The sequence below is a fragment of the Acinetobacter sp. ANC 4558 genome (genome assembly GCF_002135375.1).
GTDB lineage: Bacteria > Pseudomonadota > Gammaproteobacteria > Pseudomonadales > Moraxellaceae > Acinetobacter.
Map to the genome: position 1 here is coordinate 118,100 of NZ_NEGH01000007.1, position 18,489 is coordinate 136,588.

General features: G+C 36.7%; 13 protein-coding genes and 1 pseudogene. 8 read left to right on the top strand and 6 right to left on the bottom strand.

Annotated elements, in window-relative coordinates; genetic code table 11:
• Positions 1 to 13: 13 nt before the first annotated feature.
• The 4 genes from B9T31_RS10115 to rplU form a co-directional block, all read right to left on the bottom strand.
• Positions 14 to 790 carry an RsiV family protein gene (locus B9T31_RS10115; RefSeq protein WP_416202534.1) on the bottom strand — a complete coding sequence of 259 codons (777 nt, stop codon included), beginning with the start codon at positions 788 to 790 and terminating at the stop codon, positions 14 to 16.
• A gap of 183 nt (positions 791 to 973) precedes the next feature.
• Complete coding sequence (gene lolA / locus B9T31_RS10120; protein ID WP_086181840.1) at positions 974 to 1,669, bottom strand: outer membrane lipoprotein chaperone LolA; 696 nt, start codon at positions 1,667 to 1,669, stop codon at positions 974 to 976.
• Between the two features lie 204 nt (positions 1,670 to 1,873).
• A complete protein-coding gene (rpmA, locus tag B9T31_RS10125; protein WP_054580114.1) occupies positions 1,874 to 2,128 on the bottom strand; it encodes a 50S ribosomal protein L27 in 255 nt (84 codons plus the stop codon).
• A gap of 19 nt (positions 2,129 to 2,147) precedes the next feature.
• Positions 2,148 to 2,459, bottom strand: a complete 312-nt coding sequence (gene rplU, locus B9T31_RS10130; RefSeq protein ID WP_086181841.1) for a 50S ribosomal protein L21 — start codon at positions 2,457 to 2,459, stop codon at positions 2,148 to 2,150.
• Between the two features lie 437 nt (positions 2,460 to 2,896).
• Between rplU and sdsA the strand changes: the two genes are divergently transcribed.
• From sdsA to adeK, 6 genes are all read left to right on the top strand, one after another.
• The gene (gene sdsA, locus B9T31_RS10135; protein WP_086181842.1) at positions 2,897 to 3,874 is read left to right on the top strand and encodes an All-trans-nonaprenyl-diphosphate synthase; all 978 of its coding nucleotides are present in this window, start codon (positions 2,897 to 2,899) and stop codon (positions 3,872 to 3,874) included.
• A 20-nt stretch (positions 3,875 to 3,894) separates the two neighbouring features.
• Positions 3,895 to 5,922, top strand: coding sequence for a site-specific recombinase (locus B9T31_RS10140; protein WP_086181843.1), 2,028 nt, complete (start codon positions 3,895 to 3,897; stop codon positions 5,920 to 5,922).
• Positions 5,923 to 6,378: 456 nt separating this feature from the next.
• A complete protein-coding gene (locus tag B9T31_RS18035; RefSeq protein ID WP_228146021.1) occupies positions 6,379 to 6,696 on the top strand; it encodes a phosphatase PAP2 family protein in 318 nt (105 codons plus the stop codon).
• Positions 6,697 to 6,716: 20 nt separating this feature from the next.
• Complete coding sequence (locus B9T31_RS10150) at positions 6,717 to 7,952, top strand: efflux RND transporter periplasmic adaptor subunit (RefSeq protein WP_086181844.1); 1,236 nt, start codon at positions 6,717 to 6,719, stop codon at positions 7,950 to 7,952.
• A gap of 12 nt (positions 7,953 to 7,964) precedes the next feature.
• Positions 7,965 to 11,144 carry an efflux RND transporter permease subunit gene (locus tag B9T31_RS10155; protein ID WP_086181845.1) on the top strand — a complete coding sequence of 1,060 codons (3,180 nt, stop codon included), beginning with the start codon at positions 7,965 to 7,967 and terminating at the stop codon, positions 11,142 to 11,144.
• The gene (adeK, locus tag B9T31_RS10160; RefSeq protein ID WP_086181846.1) at positions 11,144 to 12,556 is read left to right on the top strand and encodes a multidrug efflux RND transporter AdeIJK outer membrane channel subunit AdeK; all 1,413 of its coding nucleotides are present in this window, start codon (positions 11,144 to 11,146) and stop codon (positions 12,554 to 12,556) included. Before B9T31_RS10155 ends, adeK begins: the two co-directional genes overlap by 1 nt.
• A 117-nt stretch (positions 12,557 to 12,673) precedes the next feature.
• On the opposite strand, the gene B9T31_RS10165 is transcribed toward adeK, so the two are convergent.
• A complete protein-coding gene (locus B9T31_RS10165) occupies positions 12,674 to 13,480 on the bottom strand; it encodes an SDR family NAD(P)-dependent oxidoreductase (RefSeq protein WP_086181847.1) in 807 nt (268 codons plus the stop codon).
• A gap of 38 nt (positions 13,481 to 13,518) precedes the next feature.
• Positions 13,519 to 14,181 carry a hypothetical protein gene (locus tag B9T31_RS10170; protein WP_086181848.1) on the bottom strand — a complete coding sequence of 221 codons (663 nt, stop codon included), beginning with the start codon at positions 14,179 to 14,181 and terminating at the stop codon, positions 13,519 to 13,521.
• 182 nt (positions 14,182 to 14,363) lie between these two features.
• Here B9T31_RS10170 and B9T31_RS10175 point away from each other — a divergent pair, with 182 nt between their 5' ends.
• Both B9T31_RS10175 and B9T31_RS18040 read left to right on the top strand, forming a co-directional pair.
• Positions 14,364 to 17,258, top strand: coding sequence for a valine--tRNA ligase (locus B9T31_RS10175; RefSeq protein ID WP_086181849.1), 2,895 nt, complete (start codon positions 14,364 to 14,366; stop codon positions 17,256 to 17,258).
• 63 nt (positions 17,259 to 17,321) lie between these two features.
• Positions 17,322 to 18,029 (top strand): annotated as a pseudogene (locus B9T31_RS18040) (DUF262 domain-containing protein); the annotation flags it as partial.
• Between the last annotated feature and the right edge of the window lie 460 nt (positions 18,030 to 18,489).

Genomic DNA, 18,489 nt, shown 5'->3' on the forward strand with positions numbered 1-18,489 from the left:
TTATTCTTATTATTTAAGGCATTTTGTAGTTCGGTAAACTTGGTAGATATTCTGGTTTAATGAGTACTTGACTCACCTGATAAGGCAATACCAATTCTGTCATTCCTTCGGCATAACTTGCTAACTCATATAATGGATAAACAAAAACAATACCATCAGCACCATAATAAAAGTTATCACTCAGCTGAAGTTTTTCTCGAGTAATCGAATGATCATTCAACCAATTAGAATTCGCATCATATAATGCATTTATAACCTTTCCTTCCACACCCTGAATCAAAATATCTTGTAGCGATATCCGCTTTTTGTGTGTTAAATCAAAATTCACATATTCTGCATGTGACAAACCATGTGCAGCCCCAGAATTAAAGGTATATGAATTAATAACAAATGTCGCAATATTATACCATTGATTCATATAGCGAACGGTCATGCTACTTTGGTTTAAGCTCGCATCCTTTGCAGACAAGTTTACTTTTTCATTTGGCTCAGTAGAAAATGCAATTGGCTCAGTTTTTTTAATACGATTGTCAAAATACTCATTAATCCAATCTACATTGGTATTGACGGTCTGTAAGTTAAACTGTGTACAACCACTTTCAACACACACTTCAGGCTTAGCCAATTCTACCGTTACCGTTTTTGATTGGATTAAAGGAATTTGATTCAGTTTTTCTTGTTGTACCGATTCTGCTTTATCTATTACAGGTTCATTACGAGGTTTACATCCTGTCAATAAACCAATTGAAAGTACCATTGCTGTAACCACGCCCCAAGTCTGGACTTTCATAAGCTCCATACTCACTCCCTTATAATAAAATACATGAACCGAACTATACAAATTACGAAAAAAAAATGCATTAGCAGCCCATCATATCCTGATGTATTTTTGTGACAATTTTATTTTTTGTTATTCAACCCTAAAAATAGAACATGCCGTCTAAACACAGCATGTTCTTCAATAAGTTTCAAACTATTGATCAATAACATCCGTTCCTTTAGGTGGGTTAAATGTAAACGTTGAAGCAGGAATTGCCCCATTTACATTAACTTGACTAAATTTCACATAGGTTGTTTGACCTAATGAGTCTTGCAATACCATCAATGAAGGCTTATTTTTACCATTGAAACTAATGGTTAGACTTTGAAATGCACTTTCTTTATTTTTAGGAAGTAAGGTGTAATAGGTTTTAGATTTATCAGGCTGTGTGACTTTATAAGCTTCCATAATCTGATTGGTATTTCCGGACAACAATAAGGCTGGAGTATTTGCAACTTGATCATCTAAATCTTGTCGAATTGCTTGTTGTAAATCAGGATCATAAATCCACACCACTTTACCTGATGAAATAATGGTTTGATTTACTGGTGATTTAATTTCCCAATAAAACTTTCCAGGGCGCTCAACCTTCATCACACCCGTAAATGTCTGATTCATGTGTTGTGCAGTTAAACTCTTATTTTGAGTCGCTTTTGCATTATGCACTTTAGTGGTTTGCTCAAAATTCGCAGTCAAACGTTGTAAACCAGATAATTGATTGATCAAACTTGCAGCTGCTTGTTGCTCCGATGCTGCAACTGGCGCAGCAAATACAGTTGTACTCATTATTGGCACTATACTTAGCGTACCCAATACGAAAGTACATACAGCTTTACGAAGCATATTCATATATTCCACCTTTTATGTTTGCTTAACGCAATTATTCATTTTGATATATTAAACCAATTAAAACCAACAAATTGAGAGAAAATAAGAAGATTTGTATTATTATTCATAGTAATGATGTACATCTCTTCATCATTATGGAGAGAATCTATTTAAAAAATTCAAAAAAAATCCCACTCTACAGTGGGATTTTTATTCTATTAAAGCTTAAGCTTCAACAGTTACGTAGCGACGGCCAAATTGACCTTTCACTTCGAATTTTACTACGCCATCAGCTGTAGCAAATAAAGTATGGTCACGACCCATACCAACGTTTGCACCAGCGTGGAATTCAGTACCACGTTGACGAACGATGATGTTACCTGCAGTTACAGTTTGACCACCGTAAACTTTAACACCTAACATCTTAGGATTCGAATCACGACCGTTCTTAGTAGAACCACCGGCTTTTTTACTCGCCATGTCTTATACTCCTAGTGAATTAGCCTGAAATACCAGTAATTTTCAACTCAGTGAACCATTGACGGTGACCTTGTTGCTTACGGTAATGCTTACGACGACGCATTTTAACAATACGGATTTTGTCGTGACGACCATGGCTAACCACTTCTGCAGTTACTTTAGCGCCAGCTACAACTGGAGCACCGATTTGAACGCTATCACCATTTACAACTAATAATACGTCATCAAACGTAATAGTCGAGCCAGTTTCAGCTTTCAATAATTCAACTTTAAGGGTTTCACCCTCAACTACACGGTGCTGTTTACCACCGCTTTGGATTACTGCGTACATAATGTACTCCAACATACCCGTGTTGTCGTGTCGATAAAGGGATATATCGATCTTAGGACGAACACCACTGGGGGTTATATAAGGGCAAAGATTTTAAGTGATATTCATACAAACAACAAGTCATTTGCTGAAAATATTAACATAAGACCCGAGAATACTTTATAAACAGTTGCTTTGCTTCACATTTCATAGTATGTAAGAGCAGACAAAACATGCTATTTATTCTAAAAATGATCGTTTCGTGAATAATACTGCATATTTGTTTAACAACAATCTAAATAATGACCGTTATTCAGCTTTTATAATGTGAAACGTTATAGATTAAAAAATTATTTTTTGACAAACTTAGTAAACATTCATTTTCGGTATACTATGGACTCACTTACCAAATTATACTTTTCAACTTTTAATATTGAATAAATGAGGTTCTCCTTCACATGGCCATCGATTTTAAGCAAGATATCCTCGCTCCTGTTGCCACTGATTTTGCCACGATGGATACATTTATTAATGAAGGGATTACCTCTAAAGTCGCACTTGTTATGGCAGTGAGTAAACATGTAGTTGAAGCTGGTGGCAAACGTATGCGTCCAATTATGTGCTTACTTGCAGCAAAAGCATGTGGTGTACAGGACTTAGAAAAACATCGCAAACTCGCAGCAACAATTGAAATGCTTCATACTGCAACCTTGGTTCATGATGATGTTGTTGATGAATCTGGTCTACGTCGCGGTCGCCCAACAGCAAATGCAACATGGAATAATCAAACCGCTGTACTTGTTGGTGATTTTTTAATTTCTAGATCATTCGACTTATTGGTTGATTTAGATAATATGACTTTACTCAAAGATTTTTCTACAGGAACCTGTGAAATTGCTGAAGGTGAAGTACTACAATTACAATCGCAACATCAACCAGAAACAACTGAAGAAACATATCTTGATATTATTCATGGAAAAACCTCTCGCTTATTCGAACTTGCCACTGAAGGTTCTGCCATTCTTGCAGGAACAAATCAATACCGTGAACCTCTAAAACGTTACGCTGGTCATTTTGGTAATGCTTTTCAAATTATCGATGACATTTTAGATTACACCTCTGATGCTGAAACATTAGGTAAAAATATTGGTGATGATTTAATGGAAGGTAAACCCACTTTACCGTTAATCTCTGCATTACAAAATACAACTGGCGAAGAGCGTGAGCTGATTCGTCGTAGTATTGCCACTGGTGGGACATCAGATTTAGAACAAGTGATTAAAATTGTTCAAAAATCTGGGGCTTTAGATTATTGTCGAGAACGTGCGAAAGAAGAAACTGCTTTAGCCATTGAAGCTTTACACCAACTTCCTGACAGCCAATCACGGTTAGCGCTCGAAAATCTTGCCTTACTCGCACTTGACCGTATTCAATAAAATATCGTTTTTATTCACTTATGCATATTGAACTGAATGATTTATTCTTAAAAATGCAAGAACAGCTAGATCAACATGCTGTTCTTGAAGACAATTTATTGATTGACTTAATTAATCGAATTCGCCCCAATAATACATTCGATACAGATGAGATCCATCAAAAAATTAATGCATTCATACATACATTATTAATTACACCGACCTCAGCCATAACCTTACAAAGTTTTGTTTTAAAGCTCATCAGTCAATATAAACAAGTTAGTCTTTATGCAGATACTGGAATTCTATCTTTAGATGGATTTTGGAATCAGCTATTTCAACGTTTAAATGCACATTTCCTCCCCCTCATTAACGATTCAAATCAACTTCAAGATTTAGTCCGACGTGTCTTTCATGATCGTAGTGATCAATATTGGTTGGATAATATTACCGATTCTGAGTGGGAACAATTATTTAGCATTCTCAATCAAAACCATGCCAATCAACATGAAAAAAGAAGCATTCACGCCGATCTGATTAAAGCCTTAACGGTTCTTTCCTATCGAGTCAGTGGCATTGGATTATATCCAGAATTTATTAATGCCTACCCTGAACTCACTGAATATGAATCGCCCTTTCTGGTTCAAAACCGAGAAATTATTGAATTTATTCAGCAATATAAAATATTGCATCATCACCATGATCAAATCAATGCAATCATTCCACCTGATGCATCGCAAGCGATGGTGATGCTTGAACAATGTCGTGATGTTGTATATAAAATTCGTCGAGCAACTAAACGTATTGGCGTGAGTATTAGTCTGACCTACTTACTTTCATTGCTAGAACAATGTTTAGATCGTATTGAAATTATTCTCAACCTCATTGTTGAAAAAAATGAAGTTCGCTATCCCTCGTTGGGGCAATTACTCACAGATACCACCACTGCCATTTACAATGAAACAAGCGTGCGTTCATTACTCGCAACGAATAGTGAACTTATTGCCTTACAAGTCACAGAAAATGCAAGTAAAACGGGTGAGCATTACGTAAGTACTGATAAAAAAGGCTTCTGGGGAATGTACAGATCTGCTGCAGGTGCTGGAATTATTATCGCGTGCATGGCAACCCTTAAAACATTAATGGCAAGAGTTACACTTGCTCCCCTCATGCAAGCCTTTTCATACAGCATGAACTATTCTTTAGGCTTCATGCTGATTCATGTTTTACATTTTACAGTTGCAACCAAACAACCAGCGATGACTGCCGCAGCGCTAGCCTCAACGGTTCACCATCGTAAAGGTTCAAAAACGGCACAAATTGCAGAACTTGCAGCACTGATTATTAACATCATCCGAACCCAGTTTATTGCAATATTAGGAAATATTTCCATTGCAATTCCTGTAGCAGCATTCATCGCCTTGTTCTGGGATATGGCACTGCATGAACCCTTATTAACCCATGCTAAAGCGGCAAAATCTCTACATGATTTAAACCCATTTACCTCTTTAGCCATACCGCACGCAGCCATTGCAGGAATTTGTTTATTTTTCTCAGGATTACTTGCAGGCTATTATGACAATATGGCGGTTTATCGAAAAATTGGTCCTCGTATTCAAGCGGATCAACGTTTAAAACGATATTTAGGACAAGCTCGTTTAGATAAATTTTCACATTATATTGAACGCAATCTAGGTGCATTAGCGGGGAACTTCCTTTTTGGAATTATGCTCGGTAGCATGGGAACCATCGGTTATATTTTAGGTTTACCGCTAGACATTCGCCATATTGCTTTCGCTTCTGCTAACTTTATTCAAGGACTAATCAATATCAATGATTCGCCCGATATTGGTTTAATTATTATTTCGTTCTTAGGTGTTTTACTCATTGGCTTAACCAACTTATTTGTAAGCTTTACCCTGACCATTATAGTTGCTTTACGCGCTAGACGTGTTCGCTTTGAACAATGGAAACCTTTAGCCAAACTCGTACTTACCCACTTTTTAACAAGACCCATAGATTTCTTTTGGCCCCCTAAGAAAAATCTACAATTAGATGAACAGCAATAAGCTTGGTTGATCATAAGAAATAGCAAACGTATAAAATAAAAAAATAATTTTTTTTACTTACATGAGATATCGATGCTTGAAATAAAGTGTACTGATGGGTACACTTTATTCAGTTTAATTAGTCATCTTCTAATTAATTACAAATTGCAGGATTATCGTGTGCCAATTTATTTAATTGTTCTCGGCTTTTTTTTGTTAATTTGTAGTTATTTAATACTGAATATGCACTTTTTATATACTATAGATTTAGTAACAGTGGAATGGTTTAGTCACCATAGAACACAAAAATTAAATGAAATTTCTACGATATTGTCATTTATTGGTGCTCTACCTTTTGTATCATTTATAATAACGTTATGCTGTTTTTATGCTAAGTTATTAAAAAAATACAAAAAAATCATGTTCATCTGTATCGGATTTTTTGGAAGCGTTACGTTTGCGTGGATATTGAAATTTATGATATCTAAGTCTCGTCCACCAGAAATGTATCATCTTGTAGAGGTATTTGGTTCTTCCTTCCCTAGTGCGCATAGTGCATATGCTGCAGCAATAGGATGTTTAGCAATCTATACCAATATGCAATCTCCCAAATATAGAATGATTCTTCTCTGTTCTGTCATTTGGATGATAGTCATGGGGGTTTCTCGTATTTATTTAGGTGTACATTACCCATCTGACGTTTTAGCTGGCTGGGGTATGAGTTTAGTATATGTTTCAGTGATCTATCTAATCTTCATCAAGTTAGATAGTACAAAATTTTTTAGTTTTAGATAAAATCTAATCGAGGTGGAAGAATGATGTCGGCAAAGTTTTGGGCGCCAGCCCTAACTGCTTGCGCATTAGCAACAAGTATTGCACTTGTTGGTTGTAGCAAAGATCAAAAAGACGCTAAGCAAGCAGCGGCTGCCCAACAAATGCCACCAACTGAAGTTGGTGTTATTGTTGCTCAGCCACAAAGTGTTGAACAAACAGTAGAGCTTTCAGGTCGTACTTCAGCCTTTGAAATATCTGAAGTTCGTCCGCAAACAAGCGGTGTCATTCTAAAACGCTTATTTGTTGAAGGTAGTTATGTTCACGAAGGTCAAGCATTATATCAATTAGATGCTCGAACCAATAATGCAGATTTAGAAAATGCAAAAGCGACATTGAACCGTCAGCTCGCGAATTTAAGTATGTTACGTGTAACAGAAAATCGTTATCGTCAATTAGTAAGTTCGAATGCAATTTCAAAACAAGAATATGATAATGCGGTTACGCAAGTAAAACTTGCTGAAGCAGATGTCACTTCGTCAAGAGCTCAAGTAAAAAATGCAGAAATCAATTTAGGCTACTCAACGATTCGAGCACCTATTTCTGGTCAAACGAACCGTTCAACGGTTACAGTTGGAGCATTAGTTACTGCAAATCAAGCAGATCCATTAGTTACTATTCAACGTTTAAACCCAATTTATGTTGATATTAACCAATCAAGTGCTGAGCTATTACGTTTACGTAAGCAATTGCAACAAGGCAGTATTGATAATAGCTCCAATCCAACTGTTAAATTAAAGCTTGAAGATGGCAGCTATTATCCTGTAGAAGGTCGTTTAGCATTCTCTAATGCAAGCGTTAACCAAGACACTGGAACAATACTTTTACGTGCAACCTTTAATAATCCTCAATCTGAATTATTACCTGGGATGTTTGTCAACGCACAAATTGTACAAGGCGTTATTCCAAATGCTTATTTGATCCCTCAAGTTGCAGTTTCACGTACACCAACTGGCCAAGCTATGGCAATGTTGGTTAATGCAAAAGGACAAGTTGAGTCACGCCCTATCACGACAGCAGGTACACAAGGCCAAAACTGGATTGTAACTCAAGGCTTAAATACAGGTGACAAAGTCATTGTAGACGGTATTGCAAAAGTTAGACCTGAACAACAGGTCGTTGCTAAGCCTTATCAACCACAAGCCGCACCATCACAAGGTGCTCAACCTGCAAAACAAGCAGAGGCTAAACCTGAACAAAAAGCTACTTCAAACACATAAGGGGTAGACTGAATGGCTCAATTTTTTATTCATCGCCCTATTTTTGCATGGGTGATTGCATTAGTCATTATGTTAGCGGGGATTCTCTCGCTCATTAAAATGCCTATTGCACAATATCCAACTGTAGCACCGCCTACAGTCACTATTTCTGCAACTTACCCAGGTGCATCAGCAAAGACTGTTGAAGACACTGTAACTCAGATCATTGAACAACAAATGAATGGTCTTGATGGATTACGTTATATCTCATCAAGTAGTTACGGTAACGGTCAAGCATCCATTGAAGTCACATTTGAGCAAGGTGTAGATCCAGATATTGCACAAGTTCAAGTACAAAACAAACTTCAATCTGCAACCGCACTTTTACCGCAAGAAGTTCAACGTCAAGGGGTGAAAGTTACTAAGTCTGGTGCAAGTTTCTTACAGGTTATTGCATTCCACTCTGATGATGGAAGAATGTCTGCTGAAGACATTAAAGACTATGTAAACTCTTATCTTTCTGAACCGCTTAGCCGTGTTGCAGGCGTTGGTGAAGTACAGGTCTTTGGTAGTTACTATGCAATTCGAATTTGGTTAGATCCAGAGAAATTAGCAAGCTTCCAACTAACACCAACAGACGTTTCTAATGCTGTATCAGCGCAAAATGCGCAAGTTGCTGTAGGCCAAATTGGTGGAGCACCAGCCGTTAAAGGTCAAGTCCTGAATGCAACGGTTAACGCTCAAAGCTTACTACAAACACCTGAGCAGTTTAGAGATATCTTTCTTAAAAATACCAGCAGTGGTGCACAAGTTCGCCTAGGCGATGTTGCCCGTGTTGAACTTGGTGCGCAAGACTATCAATTTGATTCTAAATTCAATGGTCAAGCTGCTGGTGGTGTTGCAATTAAGCTTTCAACTGGTGCAAATGCACTAGACACAGCTGTAGCGGTTGAAAAGCAATTAGAACTTTTACGTGCCAACTATCCAGAAGGCTTAAAAGATACGATTGCTTTTGATACTACACCATTCATTAAAATTTCTATTGAAAACGTTGTACATACGCTGATTGAAGCTATTGTACTTGTATTCTTAGTCATGTTCTTATTCTTACAAAACTGGCGTGCAACGATTATTCCAACACTTGCAGTGCCTGTCGTTGTACTAGGAACATTTGCAGTTATTAATGTATTTGGTTTCTCAATTAATACGCTGACCATGTTTGCCATGGTTCTTGCCATTGGTCTTCTGGTCGATGATGCAATTGTTGTTGTTGAGAACGTTGAGCGTGTGATTCAAGAAGATCATCTTGATCCTGTACATGCAACAGAAGTTTCTATGAAACAAATTTCTGGCGCATTAGTGGGTATTACGAGTGTTCTTTCTGCTGTATTTATTCCAATGGCGTTCTTTGATGGAACGACTGGTGTCATTTACAGACAATTCTCGATTACACTTGTTACTGCAATGATTCTTTCATTGTTAATTGCATTAACTTTTACACCAGCATTATGTGCGACACTTTTAAAACCACATAATCCAGATGTAAAACAAAGCAATAGTTTACCAGCACGCTTCTTTAGATGGTTTAATAAATCATTTGAAAACCTGAGCCAACGTTACCAAAATGGTGTCAACCGTATGACGCACCATAAAGTCTTCTCTGGACTACTTTATGTTGCTGTTATTGGTATTATTGTTCTATTGATTAACAAGCTTCCATCCGCTTATCTACCAAGTGAAGACCAAGGTGTAATTATTACCCTTGTACAATTACCAGATAATGCTTCATTACAACGTACTGAAAAAGTCGTTGACCAAATGAGTGCTTATTATCGAGAGAAAGAAAAAGATGCAGTTGAATCAGTCTTTAGTGTTTCAGGCTTCTCTTTCTCAGGTGTAGGCCAAAACGTTGGTGTTGCCTTCATTCAGCTTAAAGATTGGAAAGATCGTACTACACCTGAAACTCAAATTGGTGCAGTCATTCAACGTAGTATGATTATGAATGTGTTGTTTAAAGAGGCAACTTACATTTTACCAATTCAATTACCTGCAATGCCTGAGCTTGGTGTAAGTGATGGTTTTAACTTAGAACTACGTGATGTTGGTGGTAATGGTCATGAAAAACTAAATGCAGCACGTGATGCTGTTCTTGGTATGGCTGCAAAAGATCCTCGCCTAATGCAAGTTCGTCAAAATGGTCAACGTGATAATGCACAATATCAAATTAATGTTGATCAATCTGCTGCTGGTGCAATGGGTATCAACTTAGCAGATATTAACCATACGATGAGCATTGCTTGGGGTGGCGCATATATCAATGACTTCATTGACCGCGGTCGTGTGAAGAAAGTCTATATCCAAGGTGAGGCAAGTTCGCGTATGATGCCAGATGACTTAAGTCAATGGTATGTTCGCAACAACCAAAATACAATGGTTCCGTTCTCTACCTTTGCGACAGGCGAATGGACTTACGGTTCACCGTTACTTCAACGTTATAATGGTGTTCCAACAATTAACATTCAAGGTTCAAATTCGCCGAGCGTCAGCTCTGGTGATGCTATGCTTGCAATGGAAGAAATTGTTGGAAAATTGCCATCTATGGGCTTCCATGGTTTCGATTATCAATGGACCGGTATTTCTTTAGATGCTCAAGACTCATCATCTCAAGCGCCTATTGTTTATGCACTTTCATTACTGATCGTATTCTTATGCCTTGCTGCGCTCTATGAAAGTTGGTCAATTCCATTCTCTGTTATTTTAGTTGTGCCTTTAGGGGTCATTGGTGCAGTTGTACTCACATTTGTGACCATGATTCTCAAAAGTGACCCTAACCTCTCAAATAACATCTATTTCCAAGTTGCGATTATTACGGTCATTGGTTTATCTGCAAAGAATGCGATTCTTATTGTAGAATTTGCAAAAGAACTCCAAGAAAAAGGTGAAGAATTGTTCGAAGCAACAATGCATGCTGCAAAAATGCGTTTACGTCCAATTATCATGACCACCCTTGCCTTCGGCTTTGGTGTTTTACCTCTTGCACTAAGTACAGGTGCTGGTGCTGGTAGCCAAAACTCAGTAGGTTATGGTGTATTAGGTGGCGTACTTTCTTCAACTTTACTTGGTATCTTCTTTATTCCAGTATTCTTCGTTTGGATTAGAAGTATATTTAAGTACAAACCTAAAAAATTAAATAATCAGGAGCAATCATCGTGATGCAAAAAGTATGGTCTATTTCAGGTCGTAGCATTGCGGTTTCTGCACTTGCGCTTGCTTTGACTGCATGTCAAAGCATGCGTGGCCCAGAGCCCGTAGTACAGGCAAATATACCTAGCAATTATACTAATGCTTCTGGTAATTCCATTGCTGAACAAGGTTATACCGATTTCTTTGCAGACACACGTTTGCTTCAAGTCATTGATATGGCCCTTAAAAATAACCGTGATCTACGTACTGCTGCTTTAAACATTGAGCGTACTCAAGAACAATACCAAATCTCTAGAAACAACCAGTTGCCAACCATTGGTGCAAGTGGCAGTGTCTTACGTCAAGATACTGTAACTGCAAGCTCTCCTTATACCTCATATAATGTGGGATTAGGGGTAACTGCCTATGAGCTAGATTTTTGGGGGCGTGTCCGTAGTCTTAAAGATAGTGCTTTAGATAATTATCTTGCGACCCAAAGTGCACGCGATGCAACGCAAATTGCGCTGATCAGTCAAGTTACTCAAGCATGGTTAAGTTATTCTTATGCCAATGCAAATTTGCAATTGGCTGAAAAAACCTTACAAAGTCAGCAAGAAGCATACAATCTCAACAAAAAACGCTTTGATATCGGTATTGATAATGAACTTTCAGTACGTCAAGCCCAAATTTCTGTTGAAACTGCACGCAGTGATGTTGGTAATTACAAAACACAAGTTGCTCAAGCAAAAAATGCGTTAAATTTGCTTGTTGGTCAACAAGTTCCTGACAATTTATTATCGACGCAGCGTGTTACGCAAGTCACTAAAATTGATTCTATTGGAACAGGTTTACCAAGTGATTTATTAAGTAATCGTCCTGATATCCGTAGTGCTGAATTTAAATTGTCTGCGATGGGTGCCAATATTGGTGCAGCAAAAGCAGCCTTATTTCCAACCATTACCTTAACAGGTAATGCTGGATATGCATCTACAGATTTAAGCGATTTATTTAAGTCTGGTAGTTTTGTTTGGTCTGTAGGACCTAGTCTTAATCTTCCAATTTTTGACTGGGGCACGCGCCGTAGCAATATTAAAATTGCTGAAATTGATCAAAAAATTGCATTGTCTGACTATGAAAAAAGTATTCAGTCTGCCTTTAGTGAAGTCAATGATGCACTTGCTGTTCGTTATAATATCAACGAACGCTTGTCAGCACAGCGTCGTTTAGTTGATGCAGCAAATACCACTTATAAACTTTCAAATGCACGTTTCCGTGCAGGTATTGATAGCTACTTAAGTGTATTAGATGCACAGCGCACATCTTATTCAGCTGAACAAGGTTTATTGTTGCTTGAACAAGCCAATTTAAACAACCAAGTTGAGTTATATAAATCTCTTGGTGGTGGTGTAAAAGCAACATCGACTAAGCAAGATGCACAATAAGATTTAAATACGAATAAACATCGTAAATTATAATTTACTCTTCAAAAGCTCACTTCGGTGAGCTTTTGATGTTTTAATTGCTTCAATATTTATATCGATTCTATTGTACTTAAAATATTATTTCACTTTTGCTTTTCTAATCATTTTATACAATGTACTTGGTGACACTCTAGAAATCCATGTACCTAACAATTCTTTAGCTCCACCGACCACAATATATTCTTGACCATTTAATAATGCTTTCATTGATATTTGGGCAAATTCTTCTGCTTCTAAACCATTTTCAATGGCTTCATCTTGATGACCTTGGGGTTGACCAGCACCATTCAATGCATTAAATGACACATCAGTTTTAACGAAGCCAGGGAAAATGACGGATACATCAACACCTTGATCTGCCACTTCTGCACGTAAGCTATTGGCCCACATATGAATTGCAGCTTTTGCCGCAGAATAACTCGCGCGATATTGTGTTCCTAATAATCCAGCCACACTCGATACAAAAATCACACGACCAGACTTTTGCTCTAAAAGTGTCGGTAAAACAAGTTTCGTGAGAAAAATTTGAGAAAAATAATCAACCTCCATAATCTTACGCTCGGTCTGCATACTCGTTTCACTAATCAGCGCTCGTTGACTCAGTCCTGCATTATTAATCAGCCAATCAATTCGTCCTTTATCTCTTAACACACGTTGATAGGCCTCTATAACTTGCACTTCGTTCGTTAAATCAGCGGTAATCACCAAATGTCGTTCAGGATGAAGTAAAGATAAACGTACTTTTTCTAACTCCTCAAATCGACGTGCCATTAAAATAACTTCAGCACCTAATGCTGCACATTGTTGTGCAAGTGCTTTTCCCAAACCTGATGATGCACCCGTAATCCACACAACTTTCTTTTCTAAATGCTGAAGTTTTGGCATAGCTTTATCCTTATCAATAACAATGCTTTAATTTAACTTTATTTTTTAGATATTTTCTTTAAAAAACCCATAAAATAATGAAAATATGCCTGTGATGTTTGTACATTAAAATGATCAGCTATTTTATCGATTCTCTTATATCCCAATTGAGTGGTTAAATTAATCACCCCATTTAACGTTTTATCAACCACCAAATTAAACTTCAACATTTTTTTCGGTTCACGGATTAAACAAGTTACGCCCTCATCAATAATTTTTAAAAATATATCAAAAGTTTGACGAATAAAAAGTGTGTTACCCAAGTCTAACTGTGCGACACAATTTAAAGCATCTAAAGCCAAAGCCTCATCTAAAGGATAGGTTAAAAACCAATCTCCCTCTTGCTCTTCCATCTGTTTATAAATATATGTAACCATTGGCAATAAACGTTCATTACTAAACAATGAAATTGACCAAGGCATATATTTTTTTAAATTATTGGTAATCTGTTCCAGTGTATGTTCTGTTTCACCCACACCTTTAAAGTTTTGCGCGGTAATCACACTAAAAACTTGATCAATCACTTCACAGGAAATTTCTGTTAAAACATCGCCAAGTGGCTTCGCTAAATTACTTTCCTCACCCTGATGTAATTGCTGATATATTTCTTGAAATTTGTGAAATGTTTGATCCTGCAATTTTATATAAATCCAATAACTCACTTACATCCCTCCAATTCCCATCATAAATATCAATTCAAATCTCCTTTACTCTTTATGGCATAGAACGCACTTTTTTCCTACTTTTCGTTGTCAATATTTAACATCGTGCACACATGACTAAGATGTCATTTTTTTTGCTACAATAGTTCTAATTTTTCATTCACTTTTAATCTGTTCCGACTATGACTAATTCTGCGCAAAATATTGCTACGACTTACGATCCTACTGAGATCGAAAAAAAATGGTATAAAACTTGGGAAGATAAAGGTTACTTTAAACCTTCAAACCAAGGTGATTCATTTTGTATCATGATTCCACCACCAAATGTCACTGGTAACTTGCACATGGGTCATGGTTTTAACAATGCCATTATGGATGCCCTAACACGTTATAACCGCATGTCAGGTAAAAATACATTATGGCAGCCTGGTACTGACCATGCTGGTATTGCAACGCAAATGATTGTTGAGCGCCAATTAGGAGCTCAAAACATTAGTCGTCATGACCTAGGACGCGAAAAATTTATAGAAAAAGTCTGGGAATGGAAAGAACAATCGGGCGGGAATATTACCAATCAAATTCGTCGTTTAGGTTCTTCTGTAGATTGGTCACGTGAACGTTTTACCATGGACGAAGGCTTATCTAATGCAGTTAAAGAAGTTTTTGTAAAACTTCATGAAGATGGCTTAATTTATCGTGGCAAGCGTTTAGTAAACTGGGATCCTAAACTACAAACCGCCCTTTCAGATTTAGAAGTAGAAAGTGATAAAGAAGAACAAGGTTCTTTGTGGCATTTTAAATATTTCTTTGAAGATAAAACACTTCGTACCCACGATGGTAAAGATTATATTGTCGTTGCAACCACGCGTCCAGAAACATTATTAGGCGATACAGCGGTTGCTGTAGCACCAGATGATGAACGTTACACACATCTAGTAGGTAAAAATATTATTTTACCAATTACAGGTCGTGCCGTTGCGATTGTACAAGATGAATATGTTGAAAAAGAGTTTGGTACAGGTTGTGTGAAAATTACTCCTGCCCATGACTTTAATGACTACGACGTCGGTAAGCGTTGTGAACTTGAAATTATTAACATCTTCAACAAAAATGCAGAAATCTTAGCTGAATTTGAATACATTACCAAAGCAGGTGAGCAAATTTCTAAAACCATTCCTGCTCCTGCGGATTATATTGGTTTAGAACGTTTTGCTGCACGTAAAAAATTAGTTGAACAAGCGGAAGCTGAAGGCTGGTTAGAACAAATTCAACCTTATACCCTAAAGCCCCCTCGTGGTGATCGTTCTGGTGTTATTGTTGAACCGCTGCTGACCGATCAATGGTACGTTAAAATTGCACCGCTTGCTGAACCTGCAATTAAAGCAGTCAAAGAAGGTGATATTAAATTTGTTCCAGAACAATACAGCAATATGTATATGTCTTGGATGAATAACATTCAAGACTGGTGTATCTCTCGTCAATTATGGTGGGGACATCGTATTCCTGCATGGTACGATGCTGAGGGCAACATTTATGTTGGTCGTGATGAAGCTGAAGTTCGAGCGAAACACAATTTACCTGAAAATCTTACACTCAGCCAAGATGAAGATGTTTTAGATACATGGTTCTCTTCTGCACTTTGGACATTCTCAACATTAGGTTGGACAGGTGATGAAGCAAAAGACAAAGAAAACTATTTCTTAAATACCTTCCATCCTACAGATGTTTTAGTGACTGGTTTTGATATTATTTTCTTCTGGGTTGCACGTATGATCATGTTTACGTTGCACTTTATGAAGAATGAAGATGGCACACCACAAGTTCCATTTAAAACAGTCTATGTACATGGTTTAGTTCGTGATGGCGAAGGTCAAAAAATGTCAAAATCTAAAGGGAACGTACTTGATCCCTTAGATTTAATTGATGGTGTTGATCTTGAAACCTTAGTACAAAAACGTACAACAGGGTTAATGAATCCAAAACAAGCCACAAAAATTGAAAAATCGACACGCAAAGAATTTCCTGAAGGTATTCAAGCTTACGGTACCGATGCACTTCGTTTTACATATTGTGCACTAGCCACGACAGGGCGTGATATCAAGTTTGATATGAAACGCATTGAAGGTTACCGTAACTTTGCCAATAAAATTTGGAACGGTACACGCTTTGTCCTCATGAATGTTGAAGGTCAAACTGTTGGTCAAACTGCCCGTCCTGACTTATGGGAATTACCTGAACAGTGGATTATCAGTCGTTTACAAAAAGCAGAAGCTGCTGTTCAACAAGCATTTGCTACTTATCGTTTAGACTTAGCAGCTCAAGCCATTTATGAATTCATTTGGAATGAATATTGTGATTGGTATGTTGAACTGACTAAACCCGTTCTAAACGATGAACATGTATCTGAAGAACGTAAAGCTGAAGTTCGTCGTGTGTTATTGGCCGTTATGGAAGCATCTTTACGCCTTGCACACCCAATTATGCCGTATTTGACTGAAGAAATTTGGCAAACACTTGCACCAATGATCGGACTTGGTGGCGAAACTATTATGCTTGCGCAATACCCAGTTGCAGATCAAGAAAAAATCAATGAACAAGCTGAAGCAGATATGCAATGGCTACAAGGTTTAATTGGTGCTGTACGTAATATTCGTGGTGAAATGGGCTTAGGCAATGCACGTTTATTACCTGTATTGCTTCAAAACACGACAGATGCTGAAAAAGCACAAATTGCACGTATCGAGCCATTAGTTAAAGCTTTAGCTAAAGTTGAAAGTATTACGTTCCTCTCAAATGCTGAACAACCACCATTGTCTTCATCTTCTGTAGTGGGTCATGTCTCTGTATTTGTTCCAATGAAGGGTTTAATTGATCCGAAAGCTGAATTGGGGCGTCTACAAAAAGACTTCGACAAGGTTCAAAAACAGCATGACCAAATTGCAACTAAACTTTCGAATGAAGGTTTTGTCGCAAAAGCTCCTGCTGCTGTGGTTGAAGGCGAAAAAGTGAAACTTGCTGAGTTTGCTGACCAATTAGCGAAGATTAAAGCCAATATGGAGCAAATTTCAGCGCTTTAATTCATTGATTATTCATTAAATAACAAGTATAAAGAGTTGATTATTCAGCTCTTTATTTTTAATATGCAAAATCAATTACAAACATTAGCACAAATATTCAGCGACTGTATTTTTCGTATTCCAGATTATCAACGAGGATATGCTTGGACAGAAAAGCAGCTTAAAGATTTCTGGAATGATTTAAAACAAATTAAAGAAAGAGAAAATCATTACACAGGCGTAGTAACATTAGAAATTGTCCCTGAAAATATTTATACGAAATGGGATAATGATTATTGGATAATAAATTCAAGAAGTTATACGCCATATTATATTGTCGATGGGTAACAAAGGCTAACTACTTCTATAATCTTAATTCAATGTATTTTAGAAAAGATACCAGATGATGAGCTTTTAAATTTTACAACTAAAGATGATATTATAAAAAGATTTATTTATGAGTCTAAAGATAAAAAAATAACGCGCTCTTATATATTTGGTTACGAACATGATAATCCAAGCTATGAATTTTTGATAACTCAAATTTTTGGTGAAAAAATATCAAATAATTCATTCAAAGAAACTATTTATACACAAAATCTTCTTTTTGCAAAAAATTACTTTATAGAAAAAATTAAAGATTATGGAACAGAAAAACTTGAGAATTTATACAAGAAAATCACTCAACAATTGTTATTTAATACATTTACAATTACACAAGAAGTAGATGTATGTGTTGCTTTTGAGACAATGAATAATCGTGGTAAGCCACTTAGTTATTTGGAGTTATTAAAAAATCGTTTAATTTTTTTATCATTAAAGTTAGATGATGACGAAGATGATAAAAAACAACTTAGAAAAACTATTAATGATTGTTGGAAATCTATTTATCATAACCTAGGAAGAAATAAGGATAAACCACTCGCTGATGATTTATTTCTTCAATATCACTACCTTATACATTTTGGGTCAAACTTATTAAAAACAGATAGTGAAGGTTTTATTGGTATTCGAGCTCCCCAATATAGCCATCATGGTGATTTTTACACTCAGGGATTATTGGAGCAAAAATTTACTTCAGAAAATGTTTATTTGAATGATGAAAATAAAATTGATTTAAACTATATATTTGAATATACCCAATCGCTACAAGAAAGTGTAGAAACTTGGTATAATATTTGGAATCCTATGGATTCTAACTATTCAGACGAAGAAAAAATATATTTGGATAAGATCAATAGAATTGACTCAA

Excerpts from the sequence above, each read along its gene's own strand:
- rplU (WP_086181841.1), bottom strand. The coding sequence starts at position 2,459 with ATGTACGCAGTAATCCAAAGCGGTGGTAAACAGCACCGTGTAGTTGAG.
- B9T31_RS10165 (WP_086181847.1), bottom strand. The coding sequence starts at position 13,480 with ATGCCAAAACTTCAGCATTTAGAAAAGAAAGTTGTGTGGATTACGGGT.
- B9T31_RS10155 (WP_086181845.1), top strand. The coding sequence starts at position 7,965 with ATGGCTCAATTTTTTATTCATCGCCCTATTTTTGCATGGGTGATTGCA.
- adeK (WP_086181846.1), top strand. The coding sequence starts at position 11,144 with ATGCAAAAAGTATGGTCTATTTCAGGTCGTAGCATTGCGGTTTCTGCA.
- B9T31_RS10115 (WP_416202534.1), bottom strand. The coding sequence starts at position 790 with ATGAAAGTCCAGACTTGGGGCGTGGTTACAGCAATGGTACTTTCAATT.
- B9T31_RS10150 (WP_086181844.1), top strand. The coding sequence starts at position 6,717 with ATGATGTCGGCAAAGTTTTGGGCGCCAGCCCTAACTGCTTGCGCATTA.
- B9T31_RS10175 (WP_086181849.1), top strand. The coding sequence starts at position 14,364 with ATGACTAATTCTGCGCAAAATATTGCTACGACTTACGATCCTACTGAG.
- B9T31_RS18035 (WP_228146021.1), top strand. The coding sequence starts at position 6,379 with ATGATATCTAAGTCTCGTCCACCAGAAATGTATCATCTTGTAGAGGTA.
- lolA (WP_086181840.1), bottom strand. The coding sequence starts at position 1,669 with ATGAATATGCTTCGTAAAGCTGTATGTACTTTCGTATTGGGTACGCTA.
- sdsA (WP_086181842.1), top strand. The coding sequence starts at position 2,897 with ATGGCCATCGATTTTAAGCAAGATATCCTCGCTCCTGTTGCCACTGAT.
- rpmA (WP_054580114.1), bottom strand. The coding sequence starts at position 2,128 with ATGGCGAGTAAAAAAGCCGGTGGTTCTACTAAGAACGGTCGTGATTCG.
- B9T31_RS10140 (WP_086181843.1), top strand. The coding sequence starts at position 3,895 with ATGCATATTGAACTGAATGATTTATTCTTAAAAATGCAAGAACAGCTA.